Annotated in this window: 24 protein-coding genes and 2 tRNA genes; 12 read left to right on the top strand and 14 right to left on the bottom strand. The window is 59.8% G+C overall.

Annotated features, from left to right (window positions below; genetic code table 11):
* Positions 1 to 243 (top strand): transposase (locus BMX68_RS19815; RefSeq protein WP_143063333.1); only part of this gene is annotated, 243 nt, incomplete at its 5' end.
* Between the two features lie 156 nt (positions 244 to 399).
* Here the strand turns inward: BMX68_RS19815 and BMX68_RS19820 are convergent.
* Positions 400 to 475: transfer RNA gene (locus BMX68_RS19820), tRNA-Thr, on the bottom strand.
* Positions 476 to 531: 56 nt separating this feature from the next.
* Positions 532 to 1992 carry a MocR-like pyridoxine biosynthesis transcription factor PdxR gene (pdxR, locus tag BMX68_RS19825; RefSeq protein WP_017132618.1) on the bottom strand — a complete coding sequence of 487 codons (1461 nt, stop codon included), beginning with the start codon at positions 1990 to 1992 and terminating at the stop codon, positions 532 to 534.
* 166 nt (positions 1993 to 2158) lie between these two features.
* On the opposite strand from pdxR, the gene BMX68_RS19830 reads away from it, so the two are divergent.
* A complete protein-coding gene (locus BMX68_RS19830) occupies positions 2159 to 2293 on the top strand; it encodes a hypothetical protein (RefSeq protein WP_256218811.1) in 135 nt (44 codons plus the stop codon).
* Positions 2283 to 2735 (top strand): GNAT family N-acetyltransferase, encoded by a 453-nt coding sequence (locus BMX68_RS19835; protein WP_017132616.1) that lies wholly within the window; start codon positions 2283 to 2285, stop codon positions 2733 to 2735. The genes BMX68_RS19830 and BMX68_RS19835 overlap by 11 nt, the downstream gene beginning before the upstream one ends.
* 334 nt (positions 2736 to 3069) lie before the next feature.
* On the opposite strand, the gene BMX68_RS19840 is transcribed toward BMX68_RS19835, so the two are convergent.
* The 5 genes from BMX68_RS19840 to BMX68_RS19860 form a co-directional block, all read right to left on the bottom strand.
* A complete protein-coding gene (locus tag BMX68_RS19840) occupies positions 3070 to 4281 on the bottom strand; it encodes a methyltransferase (protein ID WP_017132615.1) in 1212 nt (403 codons plus the stop codon).
* 55 nt (positions 4282 to 4336) lie between these two features.
* Complete coding sequence (locus BMX68_RS19845; protein ID WP_017132614.1) at positions 4337 to 5026, bottom strand: ABC transporter permease; 690 nt, start codon at positions 5024 to 5026, stop codon at positions 4337 to 4339.
* Positions 5026 to 5718: an ABC transporter permease gene (locus tag BMX68_RS19850; protein ID WP_017132613.1), complete on the bottom strand. Its 693-nt coding sequence runs from the start codon at positions 5716 to 5718 to the stop codon at positions 5026 to 5028. The genes BMX68_RS19845 and BMX68_RS19850 overlap by 1 nt, the downstream gene beginning before the upstream one ends.
* 64 nt (positions 5719 to 5782) lie before the next feature.
* Positions 5783 to 6532 carry an ABC transporter substrate-binding protein gene (locus BMX68_RS19855; RefSeq protein WP_017132612.1) on the bottom strand — a complete coding sequence of 250 codons (750 nt, stop codon included), beginning with the start codon at positions 6530 to 6532 and terminating at the stop codon, positions 5783 to 5785.
* A 13-nt stretch (positions 6533 to 6545) separates the two neighbouring features.
* A complete protein-coding gene (locus BMX68_RS19860; RefSeq protein WP_017132611.1) occupies positions 6546 to 7319 on the bottom strand; it encodes an ABC transporter ATP-binding protein in 774 nt (257 codons plus the stop codon).
* Positions 7320 to 8003: 684 nt separating this feature from the next.
* Between BMX68_RS19860 and gabP the strand changes: the two genes are divergently transcribed.
* Entirely contained in the window at positions 8004 to 9395 is a 1392-nt protein-coding gene (gene gabP, locus BMX68_RS19865; protein WP_017132610.1) for a GABA permease, read from the top strand.
* 71 nt (positions 9396 to 9466) lie between these two features.
* Here gabP and BMX68_RS19870 read toward each other — a convergent pair whose 3' ends face one another.
* Positions 9467 to 9868, bottom strand: a complete 402-nt coding sequence (locus BMX68_RS19870) for a hypothetical protein (protein WP_017132609.1) — start codon at positions 9866 to 9868, stop codon at positions 9467 to 9469.
* Positions 9869 to 10000: 132 nt separating this feature from the next.
* A complete protein-coding gene (locus BMX68_RS19875; RefSeq protein WP_017132608.1) occupies positions 10001 to 10939 on the bottom strand; it encodes an alpha/beta hydrolase family protein in 939 nt (312 codons plus the stop codon).
* 325 nt (positions 10940 to 11264) lie between these two features.
* On the opposite strand from BMX68_RS19875, the gene BMX68_RS26470 reads away from it, so the two are divergent.
* The gene (locus BMX68_RS26470) at positions 11265 to 11630 is read left to right on the top strand and encodes an avidin-fold protein (protein ID WP_074862542.1); all 366 of its coding nucleotides are present in this window, start codon (positions 11265 to 11267) and stop codon (positions 11628 to 11630) included.
* Between the two features lie 16 nt (positions 11631 to 11646).
* On the opposite strand, the gene BMX68_RS25205 is transcribed toward BMX68_RS26470, so the two are convergent.
* Together BMX68_RS25205 and BMX68_RS19890 are read right to left on the bottom strand one after the other, a co-directional pair.
* Positions 11647 to 11904 carry a hypothetical protein gene (locus BMX68_RS25205; protein WP_017132607.1) on the bottom strand — a complete coding sequence of 86 codons (258 nt, stop codon included), beginning with the start codon at positions 11902 to 11904 and terminating at the stop codon, positions 11647 to 11649.
* Positions 11905 to 12007: 103 nt separating this feature from the next.
* Positions 12008 to 12084, bottom strand: a tRNA-Arg gene (locus BMX68_RS19890).
* Positions 12085 to 12704: 620 nt separating this feature from the next.
* Here BMX68_RS19890 and gabD point away from each other — a divergent pair.
* Together gabD and gabT are read left to right on the top strand one after the other, a co-directional pair.
* A complete protein-coding gene (gene gabD, locus BMX68_RS19895) occupies positions 12705 to 14147 on the top strand; it encodes an NADP-dependent succinate-semialdehyde dehydrogenase (RefSeq protein WP_017132606.1) in 1443 nt (480 codons plus the stop codon).
* Between the two features lie 183 nt (positions 14148 to 14330).
* Entirely contained in the window at positions 14331 to 15611 is a 1281-nt protein-coding gene (gene gabT / locus BMX68_RS19900) for a 4-aminobutyrate--2-oxoglutarate transaminase (RefSeq protein WP_017132605.1), read from the top strand.
* 108 nt (positions 15612 to 15719) lie between these two features.
* On the opposite strand, the gene BMX68_RS19905 is transcribed toward gabT, so the two are convergent.
* Positions 15720 to 16709, bottom strand: a complete 990-nt coding sequence (locus BMX68_RS19905; RefSeq protein ID WP_017132604.1) for a GGDEF domain-containing protein — start codon at positions 16707 to 16709, stop codon at positions 15720 to 15722.
* A gap of 146 nt (positions 16710 to 16855) precedes the next feature.
* Positions 16856 to 18040: a delta-9 fatty acid desaturase DesA gene (gene desA, locus BMX68_RS19910; RefSeq protein WP_017132603.1), complete on the bottom strand. Its 1185-nt coding sequence runs from the start codon at positions 18038 to 18040 to the stop codon at positions 16856 to 16858.
* Positions 18041 to 18407: 367 nt separating this feature from the next.
* Between desA and oscA the strand changes: the two genes are divergently transcribed.
* From oscA to BMX68_RS19935, 5 genes are all read left to right on the top strand, one after another.
* Positions 18408 to 18590: a sulfur starvation response protein OscA gene (gene oscA, locus BMX68_RS19915; protein ID WP_017132602.1), complete on the top strand. Its 183-nt coding sequence runs from the start codon at positions 18408 to 18410 to the stop codon at positions 18588 to 18590.
* A gap of 157 nt (positions 18591 to 18747) precedes the next feature.
* A complete protein-coding gene (locus BMX68_RS19920) occupies positions 18748 to 19758 on the top strand; it encodes a sulfate ABC transporter substrate-binding protein (RefSeq protein ID WP_017132601.1) in 1011 nt (336 codons plus the stop codon).
* An 81-nt stretch (positions 19759 to 19839) separates the two neighbouring features.
* Entirely contained in the window at positions 19840 to 20658 is an 819-nt protein-coding gene (gene cysT, locus BMX68_RS19925; RefSeq protein ID WP_017132600.1) for a sulfate ABC transporter permease subunit CysT, read from the top strand.
* Between the two features lie 12 nt (positions 20659 to 20670).
* Positions 20671 to 21543, top strand: coding sequence for a sulfate ABC transporter permease subunit CysW (gene cysW / locus BMX68_RS19930; protein ID WP_017132599.1), 873 nt, complete (start codon positions 20671 to 20673; stop codon positions 21541 to 21543).
* A gap of 3 nt (positions 21544 to 21546) precedes the next feature.
* Positions 21547 to 22515, top strand: coding sequence for a sulfate/molybdate ABC transporter ATP-binding protein (locus BMX68_RS19935; protein WP_017132598.1), 969 nt, complete (start codon positions 21547 to 21549; stop codon positions 22513 to 22515).
* Positions 22516 to 22688: 173 nt separating this feature from the next.
* On the opposite strand, the gene BMX68_RS19940 is transcribed toward BMX68_RS19935, so the two are convergent.
* A complete protein-coding gene (locus BMX68_RS19940) occupies positions 22689 to 22898 on the bottom strand; it encodes a hypothetical protein (protein ID WP_017132597.1) in 210 nt (69 codons plus the stop codon).
* Between the last annotated feature and the right edge of the window lie 83 nt (positions 22899 to 22981).

Below are 22981 nucleotides of genomic sequence, written 5' to 3' on the forward strand. Positions count from 1 at the left end.
GAAAAGGCTTTCGAGCGGATGGAACAGCGAATGCAGGCGCACCCCGAAATGATGGTCAGCCGAAGATCCATCGTCGAGCATCCCTTCGGCAACCTTAAACAGTGGTTATTTGGCAACGCTCGCTTCTTACTGCGACAGCTTGAGGGCACGAGGGCTGAAATGGCCCTGGCGGTGAACGCCTACAACCTGAAAAGAGCGATTAACGTGCTTGGCGCACGTCAGTTGATGGCGTTGATGGGCTGAAAAGCCTTTTTTCGTCTGCTGTGAGCACAAAAGCAAACGCCCCGAACAAGTCGGGGCGTTTGCTGGAACCACCATTAGTGTGTTTTCACACAGTCTGAAAAGGCGGGTTTTTTCGGGGGTTCCAGAGATTTTGAAAGCCTTCTCTGGAACCTTGTATGGTGCCGGCACCAGGAGTCGAACCCGGGACCTACTGATTACAAGTCAGTTGCTCTACCAACTGAGCTATACCGGCGTGTTAGGGCGACGATTATAGCGATTGGCAAGGTTCTGTAAACCCCTGATATCTGACTATTTTTGCGAGACTGACATTCTCCCGTCCGCTCCTTGTCGACAACCCTGGGCTGGGTTCTCCTGGGTCGAGCGCACCGCGTCGATCACCGTCAGCAAGCGCCGCGCCATTTGAGTCGCCTGTTCCGCCGACACTACGTTGGTAAAACCCATCAACAATCCACCTTCTTTCCCGGCGCTCAATTGCCAGCGCGACAGGGGTTCGACGGCCAGGCCCTGCGCCCGCGCCTGCTCGGCTATGCGGGTGTCGGACACGTCGATCAGGACTCGCACCACCAAGTTGATGCCACCGGCCTGTGGATCAACCCTCAGGATGCCGCCGCAGATTTCTTCCAGCGCCTTGACCAGTAACGGCCGGCGCACGCTGTACAGTTGTCGCATTTTCTTTAAATGGCGGGTGAAGTGGCCCTGGCTCAGGAAGTCGCTGACCGTCGCCTGCAACAACTCCGGACAGCGGTTGCGCAGCCCTCGGCACACGTGTTCAACATGCTCGACCTGTCCTCGGGGAACTACCAGGTACGCCAGTCGCAATCCGGGAAACAGCATCTTGCTGAAGGTCCCGGCGTACAGCACGCGGTCGTGCCGGTCCTGGCTCTTCAATGCTGGCAGGGGGCAACCGCGATAGCGGAACTCGCTGTCGTAGTCGTCTTCGAGGATCCAACTGGAGTGTTGTTGCGCCCAGGCGAGTAGCGTTTGTCGCCGCTCCGGGCTCAGGGCCACGCCCAGCGGGCTCTGGTGGGCCGGGGTGACCACCGCCAGGCGGGCCAGCGGGTTCTGCTGGATGGCCCGTTCGACCTGCAAGCCATCGCCATCCACCGGTACCGGGGTCAGGCTTACGCCGCGATTGAGCAGCATCTTGCGCGCATGCAGGTAGCCGGGGTCCTCGAACCAGCAGTCCTGGCCAGTCATGTCCAGGCTTTCGCAGACGAGTTCGAGCACGGCGTTGTAGCCGGCACAGATAAACACCTGGTCCGGTGTGCACTGTAGGCCCCGGTACAACCCCAGGTACGTGGCGATAGCCGAGCGCAGGGGCGCATAGCCGCGTGGATCGCTGAAGCTCAGGCTGGCGGTATCGGTTTGTCGGGCGCGCTGGGTAATGAGTCGGGCCCAGAGTTTGCGCGGAAAGGCATCCAGTGCCGGCATACCCAGTTGCAGGGGCAGCAATGGGTCTTGTGCGCTCGGCGTGGGGGTGGAGTTGCCACGAGCCGCAGTGGTTGCCAGGTCAAGGGCGATGATGGTCCCGGCCTGTCCGCGTGCGGTCAGGTAGCCTTCGCTGATGAGCATTTCATAGGCCGCTTCGACGGTGCCTCGGGCCAGGTTCAGCTCGGTTGCCAGGGCGCGCAGCGAGGGCACGCGGTCGCCCGGCTTCAGTTGGCCGTCGTCGATAGCACCGCGAATGCGTCGATAGACCAGCAGGTACTTGGGCAGGCCCGGTGCGGCGGTGGGGTGGGCAATGGGCATAGCGTTTCCCGTGGTCATGCGCGGCGCTCGAGTTTAAGCTGATGGGGTGGTGGATTCAGCAGGGGTCATGTCCCAAGCGGCTTGCTCGATCTTGGCCCTGTCGTGCGGTTTCAGCGCAAAGCACACTGCGGGCCGTTACTTTACCCACTTCATAGGGGAGCCGACCATGACTCAACGTCTCAATTATTTCGACGCCGCGCCTCGGGGCTACATAGCGCTGGGCGGGGTAAAGACCTACGTGCAGGGCTGCGGCCTGCCGCCGGGTGCGCGCGGGCATGAGGAGGCGTCCAATGGACAATAATCTCGAGTATGCCTTGATCGAAAGCGAAGCCAGTTGCCGTGAGTGTTTTGCGGTCATGCGCGAGTTACGCCCACATCTGACGGATGAACGGTCCTTTGTCGAACAGGTCCTTCGTCAGGCCGCGCAGGGGTATCGATTGCTGGCGGTGCGCGAGCACGGCCAGGTCATCGGCCTGGCGGGCTTTCGGGTGACGGAGAACTTTCTCTATGGACGCTTCGTCTATGTCGATGATCTGGTAGTGATGGCCTCGCAGCAACGTCGCAAGTTAGGGGCTGAATTGCTGGGGTGGGTCCGCCAGTACACCCGAGAACTGGGATATCGCCATCTGGTGCTCGACACCGGCCTGCATATGCAATTGGCGCAGCGCTTCTATTTCCGTCAAGGGATGTTGGCCAAGGGCATGCATTTCTTCCAGGATTTGGGTACGGGGCCGACGGAGTGAATGGCACCCTGGTGCTGAACCTCGAGCCGAATGGCAAGGCTTCTAGGGTTATCAGTTAGCTGTCGAGGCGCTACCGGCCCCCACGCGCAGGAAAAGCAGCGCATTATGCCTATTGGCTAGAATGCTTATGCACAAGTGGTTGGTCGTGGGTGGACGGAGGGCGCCAATTTGCGGACTCATTCTCATCACTGTGTAACTACATGTTTCTTCGGTGTTTTATTTTATGAACAAAAAATGACCAGGTAGGCTTTTGCACTGTAGCCTTTGTTTTTAGCGGTTGTCTATTAAAAATATCAACAGAGTTATCCACAGATTGCGCGATGTGATGTGACAGTTAGTCGCGCTCTGCCAACAGCATCAGGTTGCGGGGTGTCAGCGGGCTTTCGCAGAACTGGCCGAGACGAACGCGGTAGCCCTGTTCTTCGAGGAACAGCGCGTGGTCGAGCACCAGCCAGAGTTCCAATGGACGGCGGAACAGGTTGCGCGGCAGTTCCAGGTTGCGAACCTCAGCCAGACGTTGCCAGCCTGCTGCTTCCAGCTCAGCCCAGTCCTGTTCCCCCACGGCGGGAAGCTCCTTGAGCGCGGCCAGGTCTCGGCAATAGTCGGCGAAGGGTTTGTCGAGCCAGGCGCTGGGCAGCGACGGGCTGGGCAGGTAGTGGTCACTCTGGAGGAGCTGGCGTTGCAATAGATCGAAGGCCAGACGCCGAGCCATGGAGGTGTCGCGCTGACGCCGTATCCGGGCGCCGGCGGTCACGGTTTCGCTCAGCGGCAGGGCGAGGTCGGCCAGTGACAGGCGCAGCTCGGAAGCCCGTGCAGCGGCGGACAAGGGGCGGTAGTGGTCGCCGCCGGTACGATTGTAGCAGCACGGCGCGATTGCCAGTTGCTGGCAGCCAGCCTCGCTCGCGAGTTGCAGCAGGCGCACGTGCAGGTCGCCGCAGGCGTGGAGGGCGACCGGTGTATGGTCGGCGTTCAGGCGTGAACCGGTATCAGCCGCCATGACGTCTAGCAGAACGTGGTGGGCGGGCAGGTGATGGTGGCGGCTCAGTTGTTCGCCGTTGGCGACCAGGGCCGGATCGTACTCCAGGCAGGTCAGTTGCTGGCCGGGTTGCATCAGGCGGCGGCCAAGATGACCCTTGCCTGAGCACCAGTCGAGCCAGTGGGTGGGCGAGCGGGCAAAGTCGAGGCAACTGGCGAAGGCTTCGATCTGCTGCCATTTGCGTCCGGGGACCTCGACGTTCAGGCGCTGATTGGCGGGCGCCAGCGGGGTTTTGCCGAGGGCTCCGATGGCGGCCAGTGTCCTGGATGCGCTCGCCAGGGCGGGAAATGGCCCCGGCGCCGCGAGCTGTTGCGGGTGGTTATGGCTGGTTTCGGCGTCGTCGAGATTGCGTTGGCGTAGCCAGGCGGCGAGTTCCGGGTGTTGGGTTTCCCACGGTAGCTGCAGGTGGGTGAAGGGGCGTGGACGCCAGAGATACTGGTGGGCAGTCAGGAACGCATCCAGGGCCTTGAAGCGGGTTTGGAGTGCGGGGCCTTGAAGGATGGCGGGCATGCTGGGTTCCTGGATGGCGGGCGCAAGGGAGTTTAAGTCGCCTGCGTCCACCAAGTCACCGTCCCTGGCAGGCGTCGACCCGCATCAGGCGTTCTAACTGCTTGAACGCCTGCACCAGCAGGAATGAGATCACCAGGTAGAACAGCCCGGCGGTGAAGAACATATCCACCGTCAGGTAGTTGCGTGCAATGATGGTTCGGGTCATGCCGGTCAGCTCCAGCAGGGTCACGGTACTCGCCAGCGAACTGGCCTTGAGCATCAGGATCACTTCATTGCTGTAGGCCGGTAAACCGATCCGCGCCGCGCGCGGCAGGATGATGTAGAACAATGCCTTGGGTCGCGACATGCCCAGCGCCCGAGCGGCTTCGATTTCGCCCGGCGGGATGGCCTGGATGGCTCCACGGAGGATTTCGGCGATGTACGCGGTAGTGTGCAGGGTCATGGTCGCTGTGGCGCACCAGAACGGATCGCGCAGGTAGGGCCACATGAAACTCTCGCGAATCGAGTCGAACTGCGCCAGGCCGTAATACACCAAGAACAACTGGACCAGCAGCGGGGTGCCGCGAAAGAAGAAAATGTAGCCGTAGGGCAACGCCCGCACGAACCACAGCTTGGAGGCCCGGGCGATACCCAGCGGCACGGCCAGGATCAGCCCCAGCACGACGGCGATGCCTACCAGCTCCAGGGTCAACAGCGCACCCTGGAGGAACTTTGGCAGCCACTTGATGATGACTTCCCATTCCATTATGTGGTCCTCACAAAACCGCGCGCGGCGCGTTTTTCCAGGAAGTGCATACCGATCATGGCCAAGATGGTCAGGCCCAGGTACATGAAGGCTGCTGTCAGGTAGAAGGTGAAGGGCAATCGAGTAAACTGCACGGCGTTTTGCGCCTGACGCATGATTTCTTCCAGGCTGATGACCGAGACCAGCGCAGTGTCCTTCATCAAGATCATGAACAGGTTGCCCAGTCCCGGCAGGGCGATGCGCCACATCTGCGGCAGGATCAGCCGGCTGAAGATCCGCGCCTTGGACATGCCCAGCGCGACGCCGGCTTCGCGGTGGCCCTTGGGGATCGCCAGGATCGCGCCACGAAATACTTCCGTGGCGTAGGCGCCGAAGCACAGCCCCAGGGCGATGACCCCGGCGGCGAAGGGGCCCAAGGCCAGTTCGGGATAACCGAAGGTGTCGCCCAGGGCGCTCATCAGGTTGACGGTGCCGTAGTACATCAGCAGCACCCAGAGCAGTTCCGGCACGCCACGGACCAGGGTCGAATAGGTGCCTCCCAGCCATTGCAGGGGTTTGTACGGTGAAGTTTTGGCCAATGCACCGAGCAGCCCGAGCGCCAATCCCAGGCACAGGGCCGAGAGCGCAAGCTTGACGGTCATCAGCGCGCCGGCGGCAAGTGCCGGGCCGAATCCGAAGAGATCAATATTCATGGGCAAGGCGGGCTTGGCTTGGGGACGACCGGCACCTTGCGTCGAGGGCCGGTCGTCGGGTAGGTCAGAGGATGCTGAACGGGAAGTACTTGTCGTTGATCTTCTTGTAAGTACCGTCGGCGATGATTTCCTTCAACGCCTGGTTCAGCCGTTGGCGCAGTGGGTCTTTCTTGCGCACGGCAATCCCGATCTTGTCGCTTTCTTCCACCGGATCGCCCTTGAATTCGTAGTTTTTGCCGGCGGCGCTTTTCAGCCATTCATAGTTGACGTATTTGTCGGCGAGGATGCCGTCCAGGCGACCGGTTTGCAGGTCGAGGTAGGCATTTTCCTGAGTGTCGTACAGTTTGATGGTGATGTCGTCACCGAAGTGGTCCTCCAAGAAGGAGCCGGCCAGGGTCGCGCGCTGGGCGCCGATCACTTTGCCCTTCAGCGAAGCCTTGTCGGTTTTGAAGTCGACGCTTTTCGGCGCGATGAATTGCAGTTTGTTGGAGTAGTACGGGTCGGTGAAGTCCACTGCTTGTTTGCGTTCGGCAGTGATCGACATTGAAGAAATCAGGAAGTCGAACTTCTTGGTGTTCAGGGCCGGAATGATGCCGTCCCAGTCGGAGGTCACGACCGTGCATTCGACCTTCATCTTGGCGCACAGGGCCTCGCCGATATCCTTGTCGAAGCCAACGACCTGGCCGCTGGCATCTTTGTTGTTGAACGGCGGGTAGGCGGCCTCGATGCCCATTTTCAGGGTCTCGGCGAAGGCACTGGCGCTGAAGGCCATGGAGACGGCAGTGGCCAGGAGGATTTTCTTGTAGGTCTGCATGCGTATTGCTCCGTTAGCGGTTGCTGGACATGAATTGTTTGCAGCGTGCCGAAAGCGGGTTCTCGAAAACCTGCTGTGGCGTTCCTTGCTCTTCGACCAGGCCCTGGTGCAGGAACACCACTTCGCTGGAAACCTGGCGGGCGAAGCCCATTTCGTGGGTGACCAGCAGCATGGTGCGGCCTTCTTCGGCCAGGGCGCGGATCACATTGAGGACTTCCTGGACCATTTCGGGATCGAGGGCCGAGGTCGGCTCGTCGAACAGGATGACCTTGGGCTGCATGGCCAGTGTGCGGGCGATGGCCGCGCGCTGTTGCTGGCCGCCGGAAAGCTGGGCGGGGTAGGCATGGCGTTTATCGGCGATACCGACCTTGGCCAACAGGGCCTCGGCGACCTCGATAGCCTCGCGCTTGCTCTGGCCGAGTACCCGGCGCGGCGCTTCGATAATGTTGTCGAGGATGCTCATGTGCGGCCAGAGGTTGAAGTTCTGGAACACAAAGCCGATTTCGCTGCGCAGGCGATTGATCTGCCGACCGTCGGCGGCTATCAGTTCGCCATTTTTTGCGGCTTTGAGCTTGAGTTCTTCACCGTTGATCAGAATCTGGCCCTGGTGTGGGTTTTCCAGCAGGTTAATGCAACGAAGGAACGTGGACTTGCCGGAACCGGAGGAACCGAGGATCGAGATCACATCACCGTCGCGCGCGGTCAGCGAGATCCCTTTGAGGACTTCCAGCTCACCGTAGCGTTTGTGCAAGTTGCGGATTTCAAGGGCGGGCGCGGCCTCAGCCATGTGCGTTCCTCATTGTTCTGTTGCGCTCCTGCTGTTGGCGGCCTTCCTGGTGAGCGCCAGGCTAGTGGCCTGTGTGGTGAGTTCTATGAGTCAATTTCGGCGCCACAAGCCCCTGACCGGTGTTGCTGTTCCTCGCCATAGCCCGGCTAGACGGGTCACAGCGCCTTGGCCATGGACGTGTGACATCCGAACTTGAGCTAACGAACTCACCGTACAGGCCACTAGGGTTGGAGGACGGTACCGTGGCAGGTTATCGCATCGACACGGTTGATTGTCGCTCTTATCAACCCCCCAATTCCCGCTTGATCCGTCTTCAGCGCGGCAGTCGCGTCAAAAAAAGGCGCGATGTTGCCAGCTTTGGCCGAGTGTTGGAAGGGTAAACCGACTGAGCGGGCATTGGCTCGCCCTAAAATGGGGCGTGACGATGTTTTTTTGCCTGTTTCCGGTGCGGACCGACGAGTCTAAATATGAGTGGCTCGGTAACGTTCTGGCGAATTGCCATTAATCTCAACAACTTGCGGTTTTCCTTCGGCGGGATGTGTAGGCCCCGTGAACCGGGAGCTTGTAACATTTTGGCGCAAATTTTGCGTAAAAAATAAAATACGCCCCCGTTGAGTGCCTTCTACAAGGTTGCCAGTGACGAGGGGTGGAATAAATAGCTCTTCATTGCATAGGTATTCCTCAATGAGCGGTACGCATACTTCCAACGAGCTGGAGCAAGGGCTCAAGCCCCGGCATGTGACGATGTTGTCGATTGCCGGGGTGATCGGTGCTGGGTTGTTCGTCGGCTCCGGACGCGCTATTGCCGAGGCCGGTCCCGCCGTACTGCTGGCATACGCCGCAGCCGGTATGCTGGTGGTACTGGTGATGCGCATGCTGGCCGAAATGGCCGTGGCGTCGCCGGACACCGGTTCCTTCTCGACTTACGCCGACCGCGCCATCGGGCACTGGGCCGGTTTCACCATCGGCTGGCTGTACTGGTGGTTCTGGGTTCTGGTGATCCCGCTGGAGGCCAATGCCGCCGCGACGATTCTGCATGCCTGGTTCCCCAGTGTGGCGATCTGGGCTTTTACCCTGATCATCACCTTGCTGTTGACCGCGACCAATCTGTTCAGCGTGAAGAACTACGGCGAGTTCGAGTTCTGGTTCGCGCTGATCAAGGTGATCGCAATTATCGGCTTCGTGGTGCTCGGTCTGCTGGCGATCTTCGGTCTGTTGCCGACCAGCCAAGTCAGCGGCGTGTCGCATCTGGTGGACACCGTGGGCTTTATGCCCAATGGCCTGGGCGCGGTGCTGGCGGCGATGTTGACCACCATGTTCTCGTTCATGGGTACCGAGATCGTGACTATCGCCGCCGCCGAGTCGAAAGACCCCGGTAAGCAGATCTCCAAGGCCACCAACTCGGTGATCTGGCGGATCGGCCTGTTCTACCTGGTATCGATCTTTATTGTGGTATCGCTGGTGCCGTGGAATGACCCGGCCCTGGCGGCGGTCGGCTCCTACCAGACCGTGCTGGACCGCCTGGGCATTCCCAATGCCAAGCTGATCGTTGACCTGGTGGTGCTGGTGGCGGTGACCAGTTGCCTGAACTCGGCGCTATACACCGCCTCGCGGATGCTCTTCTCTCTGGGACGGCGCGGTGATGCCCCGGCCGTATCCAAGCGCACCAATGCCAGCGGCACACCTTACTGGGCGGTGTTACTGTCAACGGCGGCGGCGTTCCTGGCGGTATTCGCCAACTACGTCGCGCCGGCGGCGGTGTTCGACTTCCTGCTGGCCAGCTCTGGCGCGATTGCCTTGCTGGTGTACTTGGTAATTGCGGTGTCGCAACTGCGCATGCGCCGTCAGCGCATGGCCAAAGGCGAGAAAATCGACTTCAAGATGTGGCTGTTCCCAGGCCTGACCTGGGTGGTGATTGTGTTTATCGTCGCGGTGCTGACGGTGATGCTGGTCCAGCAAGCCCATCGCCTCGAGGTTCTCGCCACCGGTTTGCTCAGTGTACTGGTCGTCGTGGCTGGTCTGCTGGTGGCGCGTCGCCGGCGAATCGAGAACGCCGGGAAGGTGGTATTGAACTAACGGTTGATCGACGGCTTGTGTTTGGCTGAAAAAAGACGGCCGCTGTCAGTGATGATAGTGGCCGTTTTTTTTCAGGACTTCTGCAGGGCGTGCGAAGCGGCGACATAGTCGGCCTGGAATGCCGGGCTCTCGATCCAGGCGAGCGCGGCTTCTTCGCTGGCCTCGGTGGCCCATTGGCGGTATTCGATCAGGGCGGACAGGATAAAGTCCGTCGCCTCCTCCTCGCCCTCCTGCTCCAGTACCAGTTCCAGCAACGGGTCTTCCAGGAAGACAGCGCACATGGCTTGTTGGCTGATAGCTTCGGCGCTGCGCATTCTCTTGAAGAGGTCGGTCAAATCGACCGATGCGAAATCGATCCGATCGTCATCCACTGGCAGCGACTCGGCTGGCTCGCTGGCGCGTCGGGTACGGTTCTGCTTGGCCTTGGCTTTCGCCCGTTGCGCGCGTTTGTGTTGTTTGTCTGGGGATGCCATGGGCTCTGGTGCTTTCGGGAAGAAGTAAGTGGCGGGAATTATCCCTGTGAACTGGCGCAATGCCAAAGCGCATTTTGCTGGACCGCGCAGCTGGCTGGGCCGGTATCAATGGGGAATGCAGTAGCTCATGCCTCAACGTTGGATGATCTGCCCCGGCGTCTGTGCCTTCAGTTCCCCTTTTCTTAGCCAGTGCAACGCAATCGGCCAAAGCTTTTCCTGATACTGGCTACGGAAGAATGCGAAATGCCCCACTTCGGTTTCGGCGATATCTTCAGGGGCGATGCGCAGATGGGTGCGTTCGCTGCCTGTGAAGTAACCCAGGAGCCGCTCTATGGCCGTCACCGTGCCGAAAGGATCGTCTGTCAGGCTGATAGCGAGGATTTTGGCCTGTACCAGAGAAAACGGCAGGGCGGCGACCTTTCGTGCGCTGGGGCGCTTCTCGTAACCTGCTGTCGAGGTGCTCCAGTCCATCACCACGCCAACGGGAGTGTCTTCCAGCCAGCCCAGTCGCTTACCTGGGAAATAGCCGTAGAAGCGGGTCAGCAGCGGCATTAGCAGATGCCATTTGAGGAACATCTTCCAGCGGGAGGCGGGCGCATAATCGCGCCAGTAGGCGAATTGCGCGCCGACGGTCACCAGACGGCGGATCAGGTGCCCCGACGCCGCCAGCCCCACGCCGCAGCCGCCAAAGCTGTGGGCGACGACATCGATTGGCTGGCTGGGGAATTCGCGACTGGCCCGCCGCAGCATGGCTTCGAAATCCAGCGCGCCCCAATCGGTCCACGACGCCTCAAACCCGCGTATCGACGCTGGCCGCGATTCGCCGATGCCGCGATAGTCATAGGTGATCACGTCGAAGTCGTGGGCGAACAGATAGTCGGCAAAACGCGAGTAATAGCGACAGCGCAGCGACGTGGCGGCGCTGATGATGACCACCGGGCGCCCGACTTTGACCTCGCCGTGACGCCAGTTGAAGCCACCCAGTACAAAGCCATCGAGCGCGGACTCGACGAAGGGCACGGCAATACAGTCGGCGGGCGAAAGGACGAGCGGGGACTCGGAGGTGGTCATTGAGCAGGCTCCTTGCGTTTGCAGCGAGACTTGCGAGAGCGCCCCGCTGCCGCTTTTTGTCAGAACCTGACGCTAGCAAATTCCGGACAATAAAGCCCTGTGCCGGGTGGGTTTTTCAGGTTCAGATGACTTTGAGGCCGTGTATTAGTACAAATATTCTGATCGACATAGCATGCGCATCCACGGCCAAACACATCTTGCGTTTTATCGTCGTGAGTTGCGGCTATAGGGATAGGCAAGCAGACCTCTCTTCAGGCACGACAAAATGGCTTAAGATCATCGAAGACTGTAATGGAACACTTCGACTAAAAGGACGCGACATCTTATGGAAATCCCCCTTGCTCAAATCAGGGAGCGTTTGAACAATCGCCGATTTACGGTAGTGGGTAACGCCCACGGGCTATCCGGTGCCGGCACAGTATTTCACTACCATGTCGAAGAAGATTCCGTTTGGGGTACTTACCAAGGTGGCCGGATCCGCCTAGGTCATCAAGTCGGACGCGTGACTGGTCCCGATACTCTTGAGCTTCTTTATCATTGCTTAACTACGGATGGTGAGATTCTTGCTGGCTGGTCTCGTGGCACGGTAGGCGTTGATCACGCAGGACGTACCACTCTGATGTTCATATGGGGTTGGTTGTCGGGCGCGACTGGAGGTGGGGAGTCTAGCTACGTTGAGCTTGCCGCATAGCGGTTAAGCTTTTTGATTACACTCGCGTCCATCTGTGCGGTAGCAACTCGGAGCGATCAATGGGTTGGTGAAAGGCGGTGCGTTCAGCCTCGACGCGAGAGACAAAAATGCCTCGGTCGATTTCGCTTTCGATCATGCGTGCCCAGGCTTGGGCATCGGCTTCGGTTTCGAAGGTTTTTCTTTGAGCTGGATAGCTCTTACGACGGATTTGCGCTTCCCACTGTCCTTTATTAACGGCTGGGCCGCGATTCCTGATTGTTGCCATTTCGACCATTCCCGCCACGTTCAAGTGTGGCAAATTTGTGGCAAAAACGACTTTCAGGACTAGGACAGGTTTCTATTAGGAACGCTATCCCTTGTGTACAAGGGAAAGAAGATGGTGCACCAGGCGGGATTCGAACCCACGACCCCTGCCTTCGGAGGGCAGTACTCTATCCAGCTGAGCTACTGGTGCTTATGCGGGCGACATCATACCTATGTCGGCTCGGGGCGTCCATTCGGGTTTTGTCGGGAAATTCTCTTTGTGGGGCTCCACTTGCGCATACCCCGGCCCACCTTGCCCCTGCGCAGTCCGTCCGGGAAGCTGGAACGTTTCTCTGACCCCAGGATCATCCTCGGGCACCGCCGGGTGCACCTGCCGGTTCGTTGGTTTTACGTTGAACCCGGCAGCTATTCGTGCTGACAAAGGAAGTTAATGCAGGCCCGCGTCAATCAGTCAAGCACCAGTCGGTCGACGGTATTGAAGGCATTCAAGTCCTGAGCCACGCTGTCTACTGCGCAATGTCGAACGGCTTCGCCGAGTCTCCGGGTTTACGTTGATCAGAAAAATCTCTCAAATTCGGTATTTTCGTTCTTTTTTTTGAACAGGCTATTGTCCTTTACCCCCCATTGATCCTAGGATTCGTTTGAGATTTCAAACGCTCCTGTCTGGGCGCTGAACCGCACATTCATCTCATGTGCGCTATTTAGGTGCTTCGGCCCGGTGAATGAATTTCCTGACGGCAGCCCCCAAGGCGCCTTTCTACACTCAATAAAACGCTGCGCGCGAGCGCGGTGCTGTTAAGGAAAGCCTACATGCAGCTCAAAGACAGTCAGTTGTTCCGCCAACAAGCTTTTATCGATGGTGCCTGGGTCGATGCGGACAGCGGTCAGACGATCAAGGTCAACAATCCGGCCACGGGCGAAATTCTCGGCACCGTGCCTAAAATGGGCGCCGCCGAAACCCGCCGCGCGATCGAAGCCGCTGACAAGGCCCTACCCGCCTGGCGTGCACTGACCGCCAAGGAGCGGGCCAATAAGCTGCGCCGCTGGTTCGAGCTGATCATCGAGAACCAGGACGATCTGGCCCGCCTGATGACCCTGGAACAAGGCAAGCCACTGGCCGAGGCCAAGGGCGAAATCGTCTATGCCGCCTCCTTTATCGAGTGGTTCGCCGAAGAAGCCAAGCGCATCTATGGCGATGTGATTCCGGGTCACCAGCCGGACAAGCGTCTGATCGTGATCAAGCAACCCATCGGCGTGACAGCCGCCATCACGCCGTGGAACTTTCCGGCCGCGATGATCACCCGTAAAGCCGGCCCAGCCCTGGCCGCCGGTTGCACCATGGTGCTCAAGCCCGCTTCGCAGACCCCGTTCTCGGCCTTCGCCCTGGCGGAACTGGCCCAGCGCGCCGGTATTCCGAAAGGTGTGTTCAGCGTGGTATCCGGCAGCGCCGGCGATATCGGCGCCGAGCTGACCGGTAACCCGATTGTGCGCAAGCTGTCCTTCACTGGTTCGACCGAGATTGGTCGCCAATTGATGGCCGAGTGCGCCAAGGACATCAAGAAGGTTTCCCTGGAACTGGGCGGCAACGCTCCGTTTATCGTGTTCGACGACGCGGACCTGGACAAGGCCGTCGAAGGCGCGATCATCTCCAAATACCGCAACAACGGCCAGACCTGCGTCTGTGCCAATCGCCTGTACATCCAGGACGGGGTCTACGATGCCTTCGCCGAGAAACTGAAGACGGCAGTCGCCAAACTCAAGATCGGCAACGGTCTGGACGAGGGCACTACCACCGGCCCGCTGATCGACGAGAAAGCCGTGGTCAAGATCAAGGAGCACATCGCCGACGCCCTGGGCAAAGGGGCGACCCTGTTGGCCGGCGGCAAGTCCATCGAAGGCAATTTCTTCGAACCGACTATCCTGGTCAACGTCTCCAAGGACGCCGCCGTAGCCAAGGAAGAAACCTTCGGTCCCTTGGCGCCGCTGTTCCGCTTCAAGGACGAAGCCGAGGTCATCGCGATGGCCAACGACACCGAGTTCGGCCTGGCCTCGTACTTCTACGCCCGTGACCTGAGCCGTGTGTTCCGTGTGGCCGAGGCTCTGGAGTACGGTATGGTCGGTGTCAACACCGGGCTGATCTCCAACGAAGTCGCGCCGTTCGGCGGTATCAAGGCTTCGGGGCTGGGCCGCGAAGGTTCCAAGTACGGCATCGAAGATTATCTGGAAATCAAATACCTCTGCCTGGGCATCTGAGTCCGGTTGGAGATTGCTGCAAACACAAGGGGCACGAGAGCGCTGTCCCTTGCTGTGCTTCGAACGCAATTTTCTCTGTGGCCGGGAAAGCTGTGACAGTCGATCATCGTATGCTGCCGCAGTTGCTTCCCCGCCATGCATTCCTTGAGTCGCGCCGCCCGATGAGCGGTGAATGAGGACACCATGAGCAAGACCAACGAATCCTTGATGCAACGCCGCCAGGCCGCTGTCCCTCGCGGTGTCGGCCAGATCCACCCGATCTTCGCCGACCACGCAAAAAATGCCACCGTGACCGACGTCGAAGGTCGTGAGTTCATCGACTTCGCCGGCGGTATCGCTGTTCTGAACACCGGCCACGTGCATCCGAAAATCATCGCTGCCGTGACTGAGCAGTTGAACAAGCTGACCCACACCTGCTTCCAGGTCCTGGCCTACGAACCCTACGTAGAGCTGTGCGAGAAAGTGAACGCCAAGGTTCCAGGTGATTTCGCGAAAAAAACCTTGCTGGTCACCACCGGTTCCGAAGCGGTCGAGAACGCCGTGAAGATCGCCCGTGCCGCCACGGGGCGCGCCGGCGTGATTGCTTTCACCGGCGCCTATCACGGTCGTACCATGATGACCCTGGGCCTGACCGGCAAAGTCGCGCCTTACTCGGCTGGCATGGGCCTGATGCCGGGCGGCATCTTCCGTGCGCTGTATCCAAACGAGCTGCATGGCGTGAGCATCGACGACGCGATTGCCAGCATCGAGCGCATCTTCAAGAACGACGCCGAGCCCCGTGATATCGCCGCGATCATCATCGAGCCGGTACAGGGCGAAGGCGGCTTCTATGTCGCGCCCAAAGCGTTTATGCAGCGCCTGCGCGTCTTGTGCGACCAGCACGGTATCCTGCTGATTGCCGACGAGGTGCAGACGGGTGCCGGTCGTACCGGGACTTTCTTTGCCATGGAACAGATGGGCGTCGCCGCCGACCTGACCACCTTCGCCAAGTCCATTGCTGGCGGTTTCCCGCTGGCGGGTGTCTGCGGCAAAGCCGAGTACATGGACGCCATTGCTCCCGGTGGCTTGGGCGGCACCTACGCCGGCAGCCCGATCGCTTGCGCCGCGGCCCTGGCGGTGATGGACGTGTTCGAGGAAGAGCACCTGCTGGAACGTTGCAAGGCAGTCGGCGAGCGCTTGGTGACCGGTTTGAAAGCGATTCAGGCCAAGTACCCGGTGATCGGTGACGTGCGCGCCCTGGGTGCGATGATCGCAATCGAGCTATTCGAAGGTGGCGACAGCCACAAGCCGAACGCAGCCGCCGTGGCCCAGGTAGTGGCCAAGGCCCGTGACAAAGGTTTGATCCTGTTGTCCTGCGGCACCTATGGCAACGTCCTGCGCGTGTTGGTCCCATTGACCTCGCCGGACGAGCAACTGGACAAAGGCCTGGCGATCATCGAGGAGTGCTTCGCCGAACTCGCTTGAGTTGCGATGTGTGAGAAAAAAGACCCGCTTCGACGGGTAATCAGACGATCACCCCAACACCCTGCGAGCGCTACGCTTTCGCAGGGTGTTTTATTTTCGCAGGTCTCTTCAGGCCAGGACGATCTGATTCTTGCCCAAGCGCTTGGCTTGGTACATCGCGCTATCTGCTCGGGCGAAGAGCCCGTCGAACAGCTCATCCTCGGGAGTCAGGCTGGTCAGGCCCTGGCTCACGGTGATGCCGAAGTATTCGCCGTCATGGCTGAACGCCAGGCGTTGGATCTCTCGTTGCAGGCGTTCGGCAATCTGTTGCGCCATGTCCGGTGCGCAGCCAGGCAGCAGCGCGGCGAACTCCTCTCCGCCGATACGCCCGAACAGATCGCCGCTGCGCAACGCCGAACGCCCTGTCTCGGCAATTTTCTGGAGGACCGTGTCACCTTCCGGATGCCCGTAGGTGTCATTGATCCGCTTGAAGTCATCGATATCCAGCAAGAGGAAAGCCAGCGGCGAGTCTTGCAGGCGGGCTTGCTCGAACTCACGGTGGGCGCATTCGAAGAAGTGCCGGCGATTGCTGCTGCTGGTCAGCACATCGGTGGTCGCCAGGCGTTGCAGCTCATCTTCCAGGACTTTCTTTTCGGTGATGTCCTCGGCGATGCCGACCACGATCACCCGCTGCCCCGGTTCGGCATGACGACCGATGAAGCACTTGTCGCTGAGCCAGCGGATCTCGCTGTTGGCACTGATAATGCGGTATTCGCGGTCTTCCACCGCGCCCTTTTCCAGCACCTGGGCGAGGCTGCGCTCGGCGTAGTCGAGGTCATCGGGGTAGATGCTGTCGCGCCATTCGTTGTAATCGGCCAGCAGCAGGCCCGCGGAACGACCGAAGATGCGTTCGTAGGCGGGGCTGACATAGAGCATCTGTCGGGCCTCCCAGTCGAAAGCCCATAACACGGCGTTGACGCTCACCAGCAAGGAACTGAAAAGTTGTTCGCGTTCGCTCAAGCGCGCGACTTCACCTTGTGCGTGCATCAGGGCAAGTAGGGTTTCAGCGGCTTCAGGCCACTGTTGGAGGGAAGGCGGTCTCGGCTTTTTATTGACCATCGGCGCATCTCACAGGGTGTGCCACGTTCGTATCAGCCGTGGCGACACCGAAAACCCGCCGGGATGGCGAAGTGCATTTGAGATAAGAGAATGATCGCTAAGTTCCGAACGGCGCGTCTCGAAGCCAAGCGCGCCGATCAACGGTGTCAGGCGAGGGACGGACGCAACGAGTAAGTCTTCAATTGGTTGGCGAAGTCACGCAGCGACTGGATACCGCTGGCCTCGGCTTCGTGGACCCAATCTTTGATCGCCGCCAGCATGTCGTGGCCATTCGAGCTGGTCTTGACCCAGATTTGTTGCAGGGCCAGGCGCTTCTCGTAAATGACCTTGAGTGCCTGGCTGTGTGCCAGCATGGTTTCGATGCGTACCTGGTGGTTATCGCTGAGCAGGCTGGTTTCTCGCGACAGCAGACGTTTGGCCCGATGGAATCGGTGGCGGACCGAATGATCGACTTTGGTCAGCTCCTGTTTTACCAGCGGCGCGATCACCAGCTTGCGGTATTGGGCCATGATCTGGAAGCGGTTGTTGAGGATCGCCATGGCGGTGTCCATGTCCAGGTGCCCTTTGCCTTCGACCCGGTGGGCGATGGGCGCGGTCCGTTGCACCTTGGCCAGACGCAGGAAGCTGAAGAGCTTGATCCATGCCCAACCCAGGTCGAACTCCCATTTTTTGACCGAGAGCTTGGCCGAGTTGGGGTAGGTGTGGTGGTTGTTGTGCAGCTCTTCGCCGCCGATCAGGATGCCCCAAGGCATCAAGTTGGTGGCCGCGTCACGGCATTCGAAGTTGCGATAGCCGACCGCGTGGCCCAGGCCGTTGATCACGCCCGCGGCCCAGAACGGGATCCACATCATCTGGATCGCCCAGATGGTGATGCCGATGGCGCCGAACAGTAGCAGGTCGATTACCGCCATCAGGCTGATACCGAGCAGCTTGTAGCGCGAGTAGAGGTTGCGCTCGATCCAGTCTTGCGGGCAGTTCTTGCCGTAGATGCGCAGGGTCTCGGCGTTGTCGGCTTCGGCCCGGTACAGCTCGGCGCCGGTGCGCAGGACGGTGGAGAGGCCGAGGATCACCGGGCTGTGGGGATCATCGACGGTTTCGCATTTTGCATGATGCTTACGGTGGATGGCGGTCCACTCGCGGGTGTTCTGAGCCGTGGTCAGCCACAGCCAGAAACGAAAGAAGTGCTTGAGACCGGCATTGAGCTCCAGGGAGCGATGGGCCGAATAGCGGTGCAGATAGACCGTGACACCGACAATGGTCACGTGGGTCATCAACAGAGTGACCGCCACCAGTTGCCAGGCTGACAAGTCAAGAAAACCGTTGTACCACATAGGCTGTATTGCCCTCGATAAAGTAAAGAACAGCCCGCGCATTATCACCGAGCCACCAGAGAAAACCAGTCGCTGTTGCAGATAAGAGTGCCTGGATATTTCCTACTTTATGATTTCAGCCGATTTGTAAGGCCATCAGGCATTTCTAGAATTAGCGCTTGGCGCAACAGCCGAAGCTATTTAACGGCGACCGATACTGGCGAAGCTGCGGGATGGGTGGCGAGTACTGGCCGACAGTTGTGAATATTTGGTTATATTAAAATTCTTAAATAGTATTTTTAAGAATAACTTCGCCTGTCTAAAATTGCCTCAACACCATGAGCAGTTCCGCCACTGCCGGGGTAACTCATATTTCAGGAGCACGACCATGAGCGCATCTCTGCGTAGCGTTGACGGCCAGGACGAAGCAACCGTTCTGCGTGAGATCCAGAACGCCTTGCGCGACCTGCGTTTTGGCGCGGTGGAAATCACCGTCCACAACGCTCAGGTGGTACAGATTGAGCGCAAGGAAAAGTTTCGTCTGCAACCCCCCGGCAACAAACCTAGCTGAACCCCGCATCACCCTCTGAAGTTGTCAGAGGCCCGACTGGTCAACCGGAGGGCGTCATTCATGCCCCCCAGAAAAATTGCAGCGGCCAAGCACGAGTCCGGGCTTGAAGCGCCATGAGAACAAAGCCAACACATCAAAAATTTTCGGGAGCTTCACCATGTCGTCGATTCGCCGTTATGCCCTGGCCGCACTTACCAGTGCCGTATTTGCCGGCGCTGCTGTTGCCAAGGATTATGAACTGCTCAACGTTTCCTACGACCCGACTCGTGAGCTGTACCAGGATTACAACGCTGAATTCAGCAGTTTCTGGAAGCAGGCTCACCCAGTCGACACTGTGAAGATCCAGCAATCCCACGGCGGTTCCGGCAAGCAAGGCCGCGCTGTGATCGACGGCCTGCGTGCCGACGTAGTGACCCTGGCGCTAGCCGGCGATATCGACGAAATCGCCAAGCTCGGCAAGAGCTTGCCCGAGGACTGGCAGAAACGCCTACCGGACGCCAGCACACCTTACACCTCGACCATCGTGTTCCTGGTGCGCAAGGGTAATCCCAAGGGCATCAAGGACTGGAACGACCTGATCAAGAAAGACGTCTCGGTCATCACCCCGAATCCGAAAACTTCCGGCGGCGCGCGCTGGAATTTCCTCGCGGCCTGGGCCTACGGCCTAAAAGCCGGTGGCAGCGAAGCCAAAGCCCAGGAGTACGTGAAAGAACTGTTCAAGCACGTGCCGATCCTCGACACCGGCGCTCGCGGCTCAACCATCACTTTCGTTAACAACGGGCAGGGCGATGTGTTGCTGGCCTGGGAAAACGAAGCGTTCCTGGCCCTCAAGGAAGACGGTGGCGCCGACAAGTTCGATATCGTCGTGCCTTCCCTATCGATCCTTGCCGAGCCACCGGTGGCGGTAGTCGACAAGAATGCCGAGAAAAAGGGCAACAGCGAGATCGCCGAGGCCTACCTCAAGCACCTGTATAGCCCTGCCGGCCAGGAAATCGCCGCGAAGAACTTCTACCGGCCACGTGACGAGAAAGTCGCCGCCAAGTACGAGCAGCAGTTCCCGAAACTGGACCTGGCGACCATCGACAAGGACTTCGGTGGCTGGAAATCGGCGCAACCGAAATTCTTCAATGACGGTGGTGTGTTCGACCAGATCTACCAGGCCCAGTAACTGAAACGTCACCTACCGTCAGCCGAGCTAGGAGCCCCGGATTTCATTCGGGGCTTTTGTGCGTCACAACCAAGGACTTCTATGTCACGTCGTATCTCCCCCGTCATACCCGGCTTCGGGCTGACGCTGGGCTACACCTTGGTGTACCTCAGCCTGATTGTGCTTATACCGCTGGCGGCGATGTTCGTGCATGCCGCCCAACTCACTTGGGAGCAGTTTTGGGCGATCATTTCGGCGCCTCGGGTGCTCGCGGCGCTGAAACTGAGCTTCGGCACGGCGCTGTATGCGGCGATTATCAATGGCATGATCGGTACACTGCTGGCCTGGGTGCTGGTGCGCTACACCTTCCCGGGGCGCAAGATCATCGATGCGATGATCGACCTGCCGTTCGCCCTGCCCACCGCCGTCGCCGGTATCGCCTTGACCGCGCTGTACACGCCGACTGGCCTGGTCGGGCAGTTCGCCGCCGACCTGGGCTTCAAGATCGCCTACACGCCGCTGGGCATTACCCTGGCGCTGACCTTCGTGACCCTGCCGTTCGTGGTCCGCACGGTGCAACCGGTGCTCGCCGATATTCCTCGGGAAGTCGAGGAAGCGGCGGCCTGCCTGGGCGCCAGGCCCTTGCAGGTGTTCCGGCATATCCTCGTGCCCGCGCTGCTGCCCGCCTGGCTGACTGGCTTCGCCCTGGCCTTTGCCCGTGGCGTCGGTGAGTACGGTTCGGTGATCTTCATTGCCGGCAACATGCCGATGAAGACCGAAATCCTGCCGCTGCTGATCATGGTCAAACTCGACCAGTACGACTACACCGGCGCGACGTCCATCGGCGTGATGATGCTGGTGGTTTCCTTTGTCCTGTTGCTGCTGATCAACTTGCTGCAGCGGCGTATCGAAACCCCATAAGGAGGCGCGAACATGTCCCAATCGTCCATAAGCGCCGCCTCCGCGGCCAACGCCGCCCGGCGTGGCAGTGCCGTTTCGCGGCGGATTCTGATCGGTCTCGGCTGGCTGGTCTTTGCGCTGTTTCTGCTGTTGCCGCTGTTTATCGTGGTGTCCCAGGGCCTGAAGCTCGGCCTCGGCGCGTTCTTCACTGCGATCTTCGAGCCGGACGCGCTGTCGGCGCTGAAACTGACGGTGATCGCCGTGCTGATCTCAGTGCCGCTCAACCTGGTGTTCGGCGTCAGCGCCGCCTGGTGTGTGAGCAAGTACAGCTTTCGCGGCAAGAGCATGCTGGTCACGCTGATCGACCTGCCGTTCTCGGTCTCGCCGGTGATCGCCGGTCTCGTCTATGTGCTGATGTTCGGCGCTCAGGGCTTTTTCGGCCCGTGGCTGGCGGATCACGATATCCAGATCGTTTTTGCCTTGCCGGGCATCATCCTGGCGACCGTCTTTGTCACCGTGCCCTTTGTCGCCCGTGAGCTGATCCCGCTGATGCAGGAGCAGGGCACCCAGGAAGAGGAGGCGGCGCGGCTGCTGGGCGCCAACGGCTGGCAGATGTTCTGGCATGTCACGGTGCCAAATATCAAGTGGGGCCTGATCTATGGCGTGGTGCTGTGTACGGCGCGGGCAATGGGCGAGTTTGGCGCGGTGTCGGTGGTTTCCGGGCACATTCGTGGGGTGACCAACACCCTGCCGCTGCACGTCGAGATCCTCTACAACGAATACAACCACGTGGCCGCGTTCGCCGTGGCGAGCCTGTTGCTGATCCTGGCGCTCTTCATCCTGCTGCTCAAGCAGTGGAGCGAAAACCGAATCAACCACCTGCGCGCCAGCGCCGCGGAGGAATAAGTCATGTCGATCGAAGTCCGTAATGTCAGCAAGAATTTCAACGCCTTCAAGGCGCTGAACAGCATCAACCTGGACATCCAGAGCGGCGAGCTGGTGGCCTTGCTTGGCCCGTCCGGCTGCGGCAAGACCACTTTGCTGCGGATCATTGCCGGGCTGGAAACCCCGGATGACGGCAGCATCGTGTTCCACGGCGAAGACGTTTCCGGTCACGATGTGCGTGATCGCAACGTCGGGTTCGTGTTCCAGCATTACGCGTTGTTCCGTCATATGACCGTGTTCGATAACGTCGCCTTTGGCCTGCGCATGAAGCCGAAGAGCCTGCGCCCGAACGAAAGCCAGATTGCCACCAAGGTCCATGAACTGCTGAACATGGTGCAGTTGGACTGGCTGTCCGACCGTTACCCGGAACAGTTGTCCGGCGGCCAGCGCCAGCGGATCGCCCTGGCCCGGGCCTTGGCGGTGGAGCCCAAGGTACTGCTGCTGGACGAACCGTTCGGTGCGCTGGATGCCAAGGTGCGCAAGGAGCTGCGCCGCTGGCTGGCGCGCCTGCATGAAGATATCAATCTGACTTCGGTGTTCGTGACCCACGACCAGGAAGAAGCGATGGAAGTCGCCGATCGTATTGTGGTGATGAACAAAGGCGTGATTGAGCAGATCGGCTCACCCGGCGAGGTGTACGAGAACCCCGCCAGTGATTTCGTCTACCACTTCCTCGGCGACTCCAATCGCTTGCACCTGGGGGAGAACAACCCGGTGTTGTTCCGCCCCCACGAGGTGTCGTTGTCGCGTCACGAACTGGAAGATCACCACACGGCCGAAGTTCGCGATATCCGGCCGTTGGGCGCGACCACCCGGGTGACTCTGAAGGTCGAGGGCCAGAGTGAACTGATCGAGGCTGAAGTGGTGAAGGACCATGACAGCCTGATCGGTCTGGCGCGGGGCGAGACGCTGTTCTTCAAGCCCAAGGTCTGAGAGAGACTGGTCAGTATCCGGTTGTTCTGAAGGGGGCGTTGCGACAAGCCGGATCGCCCAACTGAGCACAAACAGGCCGACGCCGCTGCTCAACCAGACCATCGTGCTCGATGGCCGATATTTGGCCCAGCCAAACGGATAGGTCGAGCAGCCCGTTATCGGCAGCCCCAAGGTCACTTCGGGACGCAGATAGAGCCCGCCAACGCCGCCGCCAAAAAAGCCAAAGGGATCATCCAGGGCCCGGCCACTGGCCATCCTGGCCCTGACGGCAGCACCGCGACGGCGCCCAGGACCTGCGCGGTATCGAGGAAGTGACTGGCGATAGTGCGCCAATCGCGGCGGTACGCCGCGTATTGACTGAGAGGCTCCGGGAGGTTTCTCATTACTATTCCTCCTGTAGGGTGATGGAATCATTCCCGGCCGGAAATTTTGCGCTGTCGGCTAAACGACAATCGTTTTGGAGTTC

This window comes from Pseudomonas agarici, assembly GCF_900109755.1.
GTDB lineage: Bacteria > Pseudomonadota > Gammaproteobacteria > Pseudomonadales > Pseudomonadaceae > Aquipseudomonas > Aquipseudomonas agarici.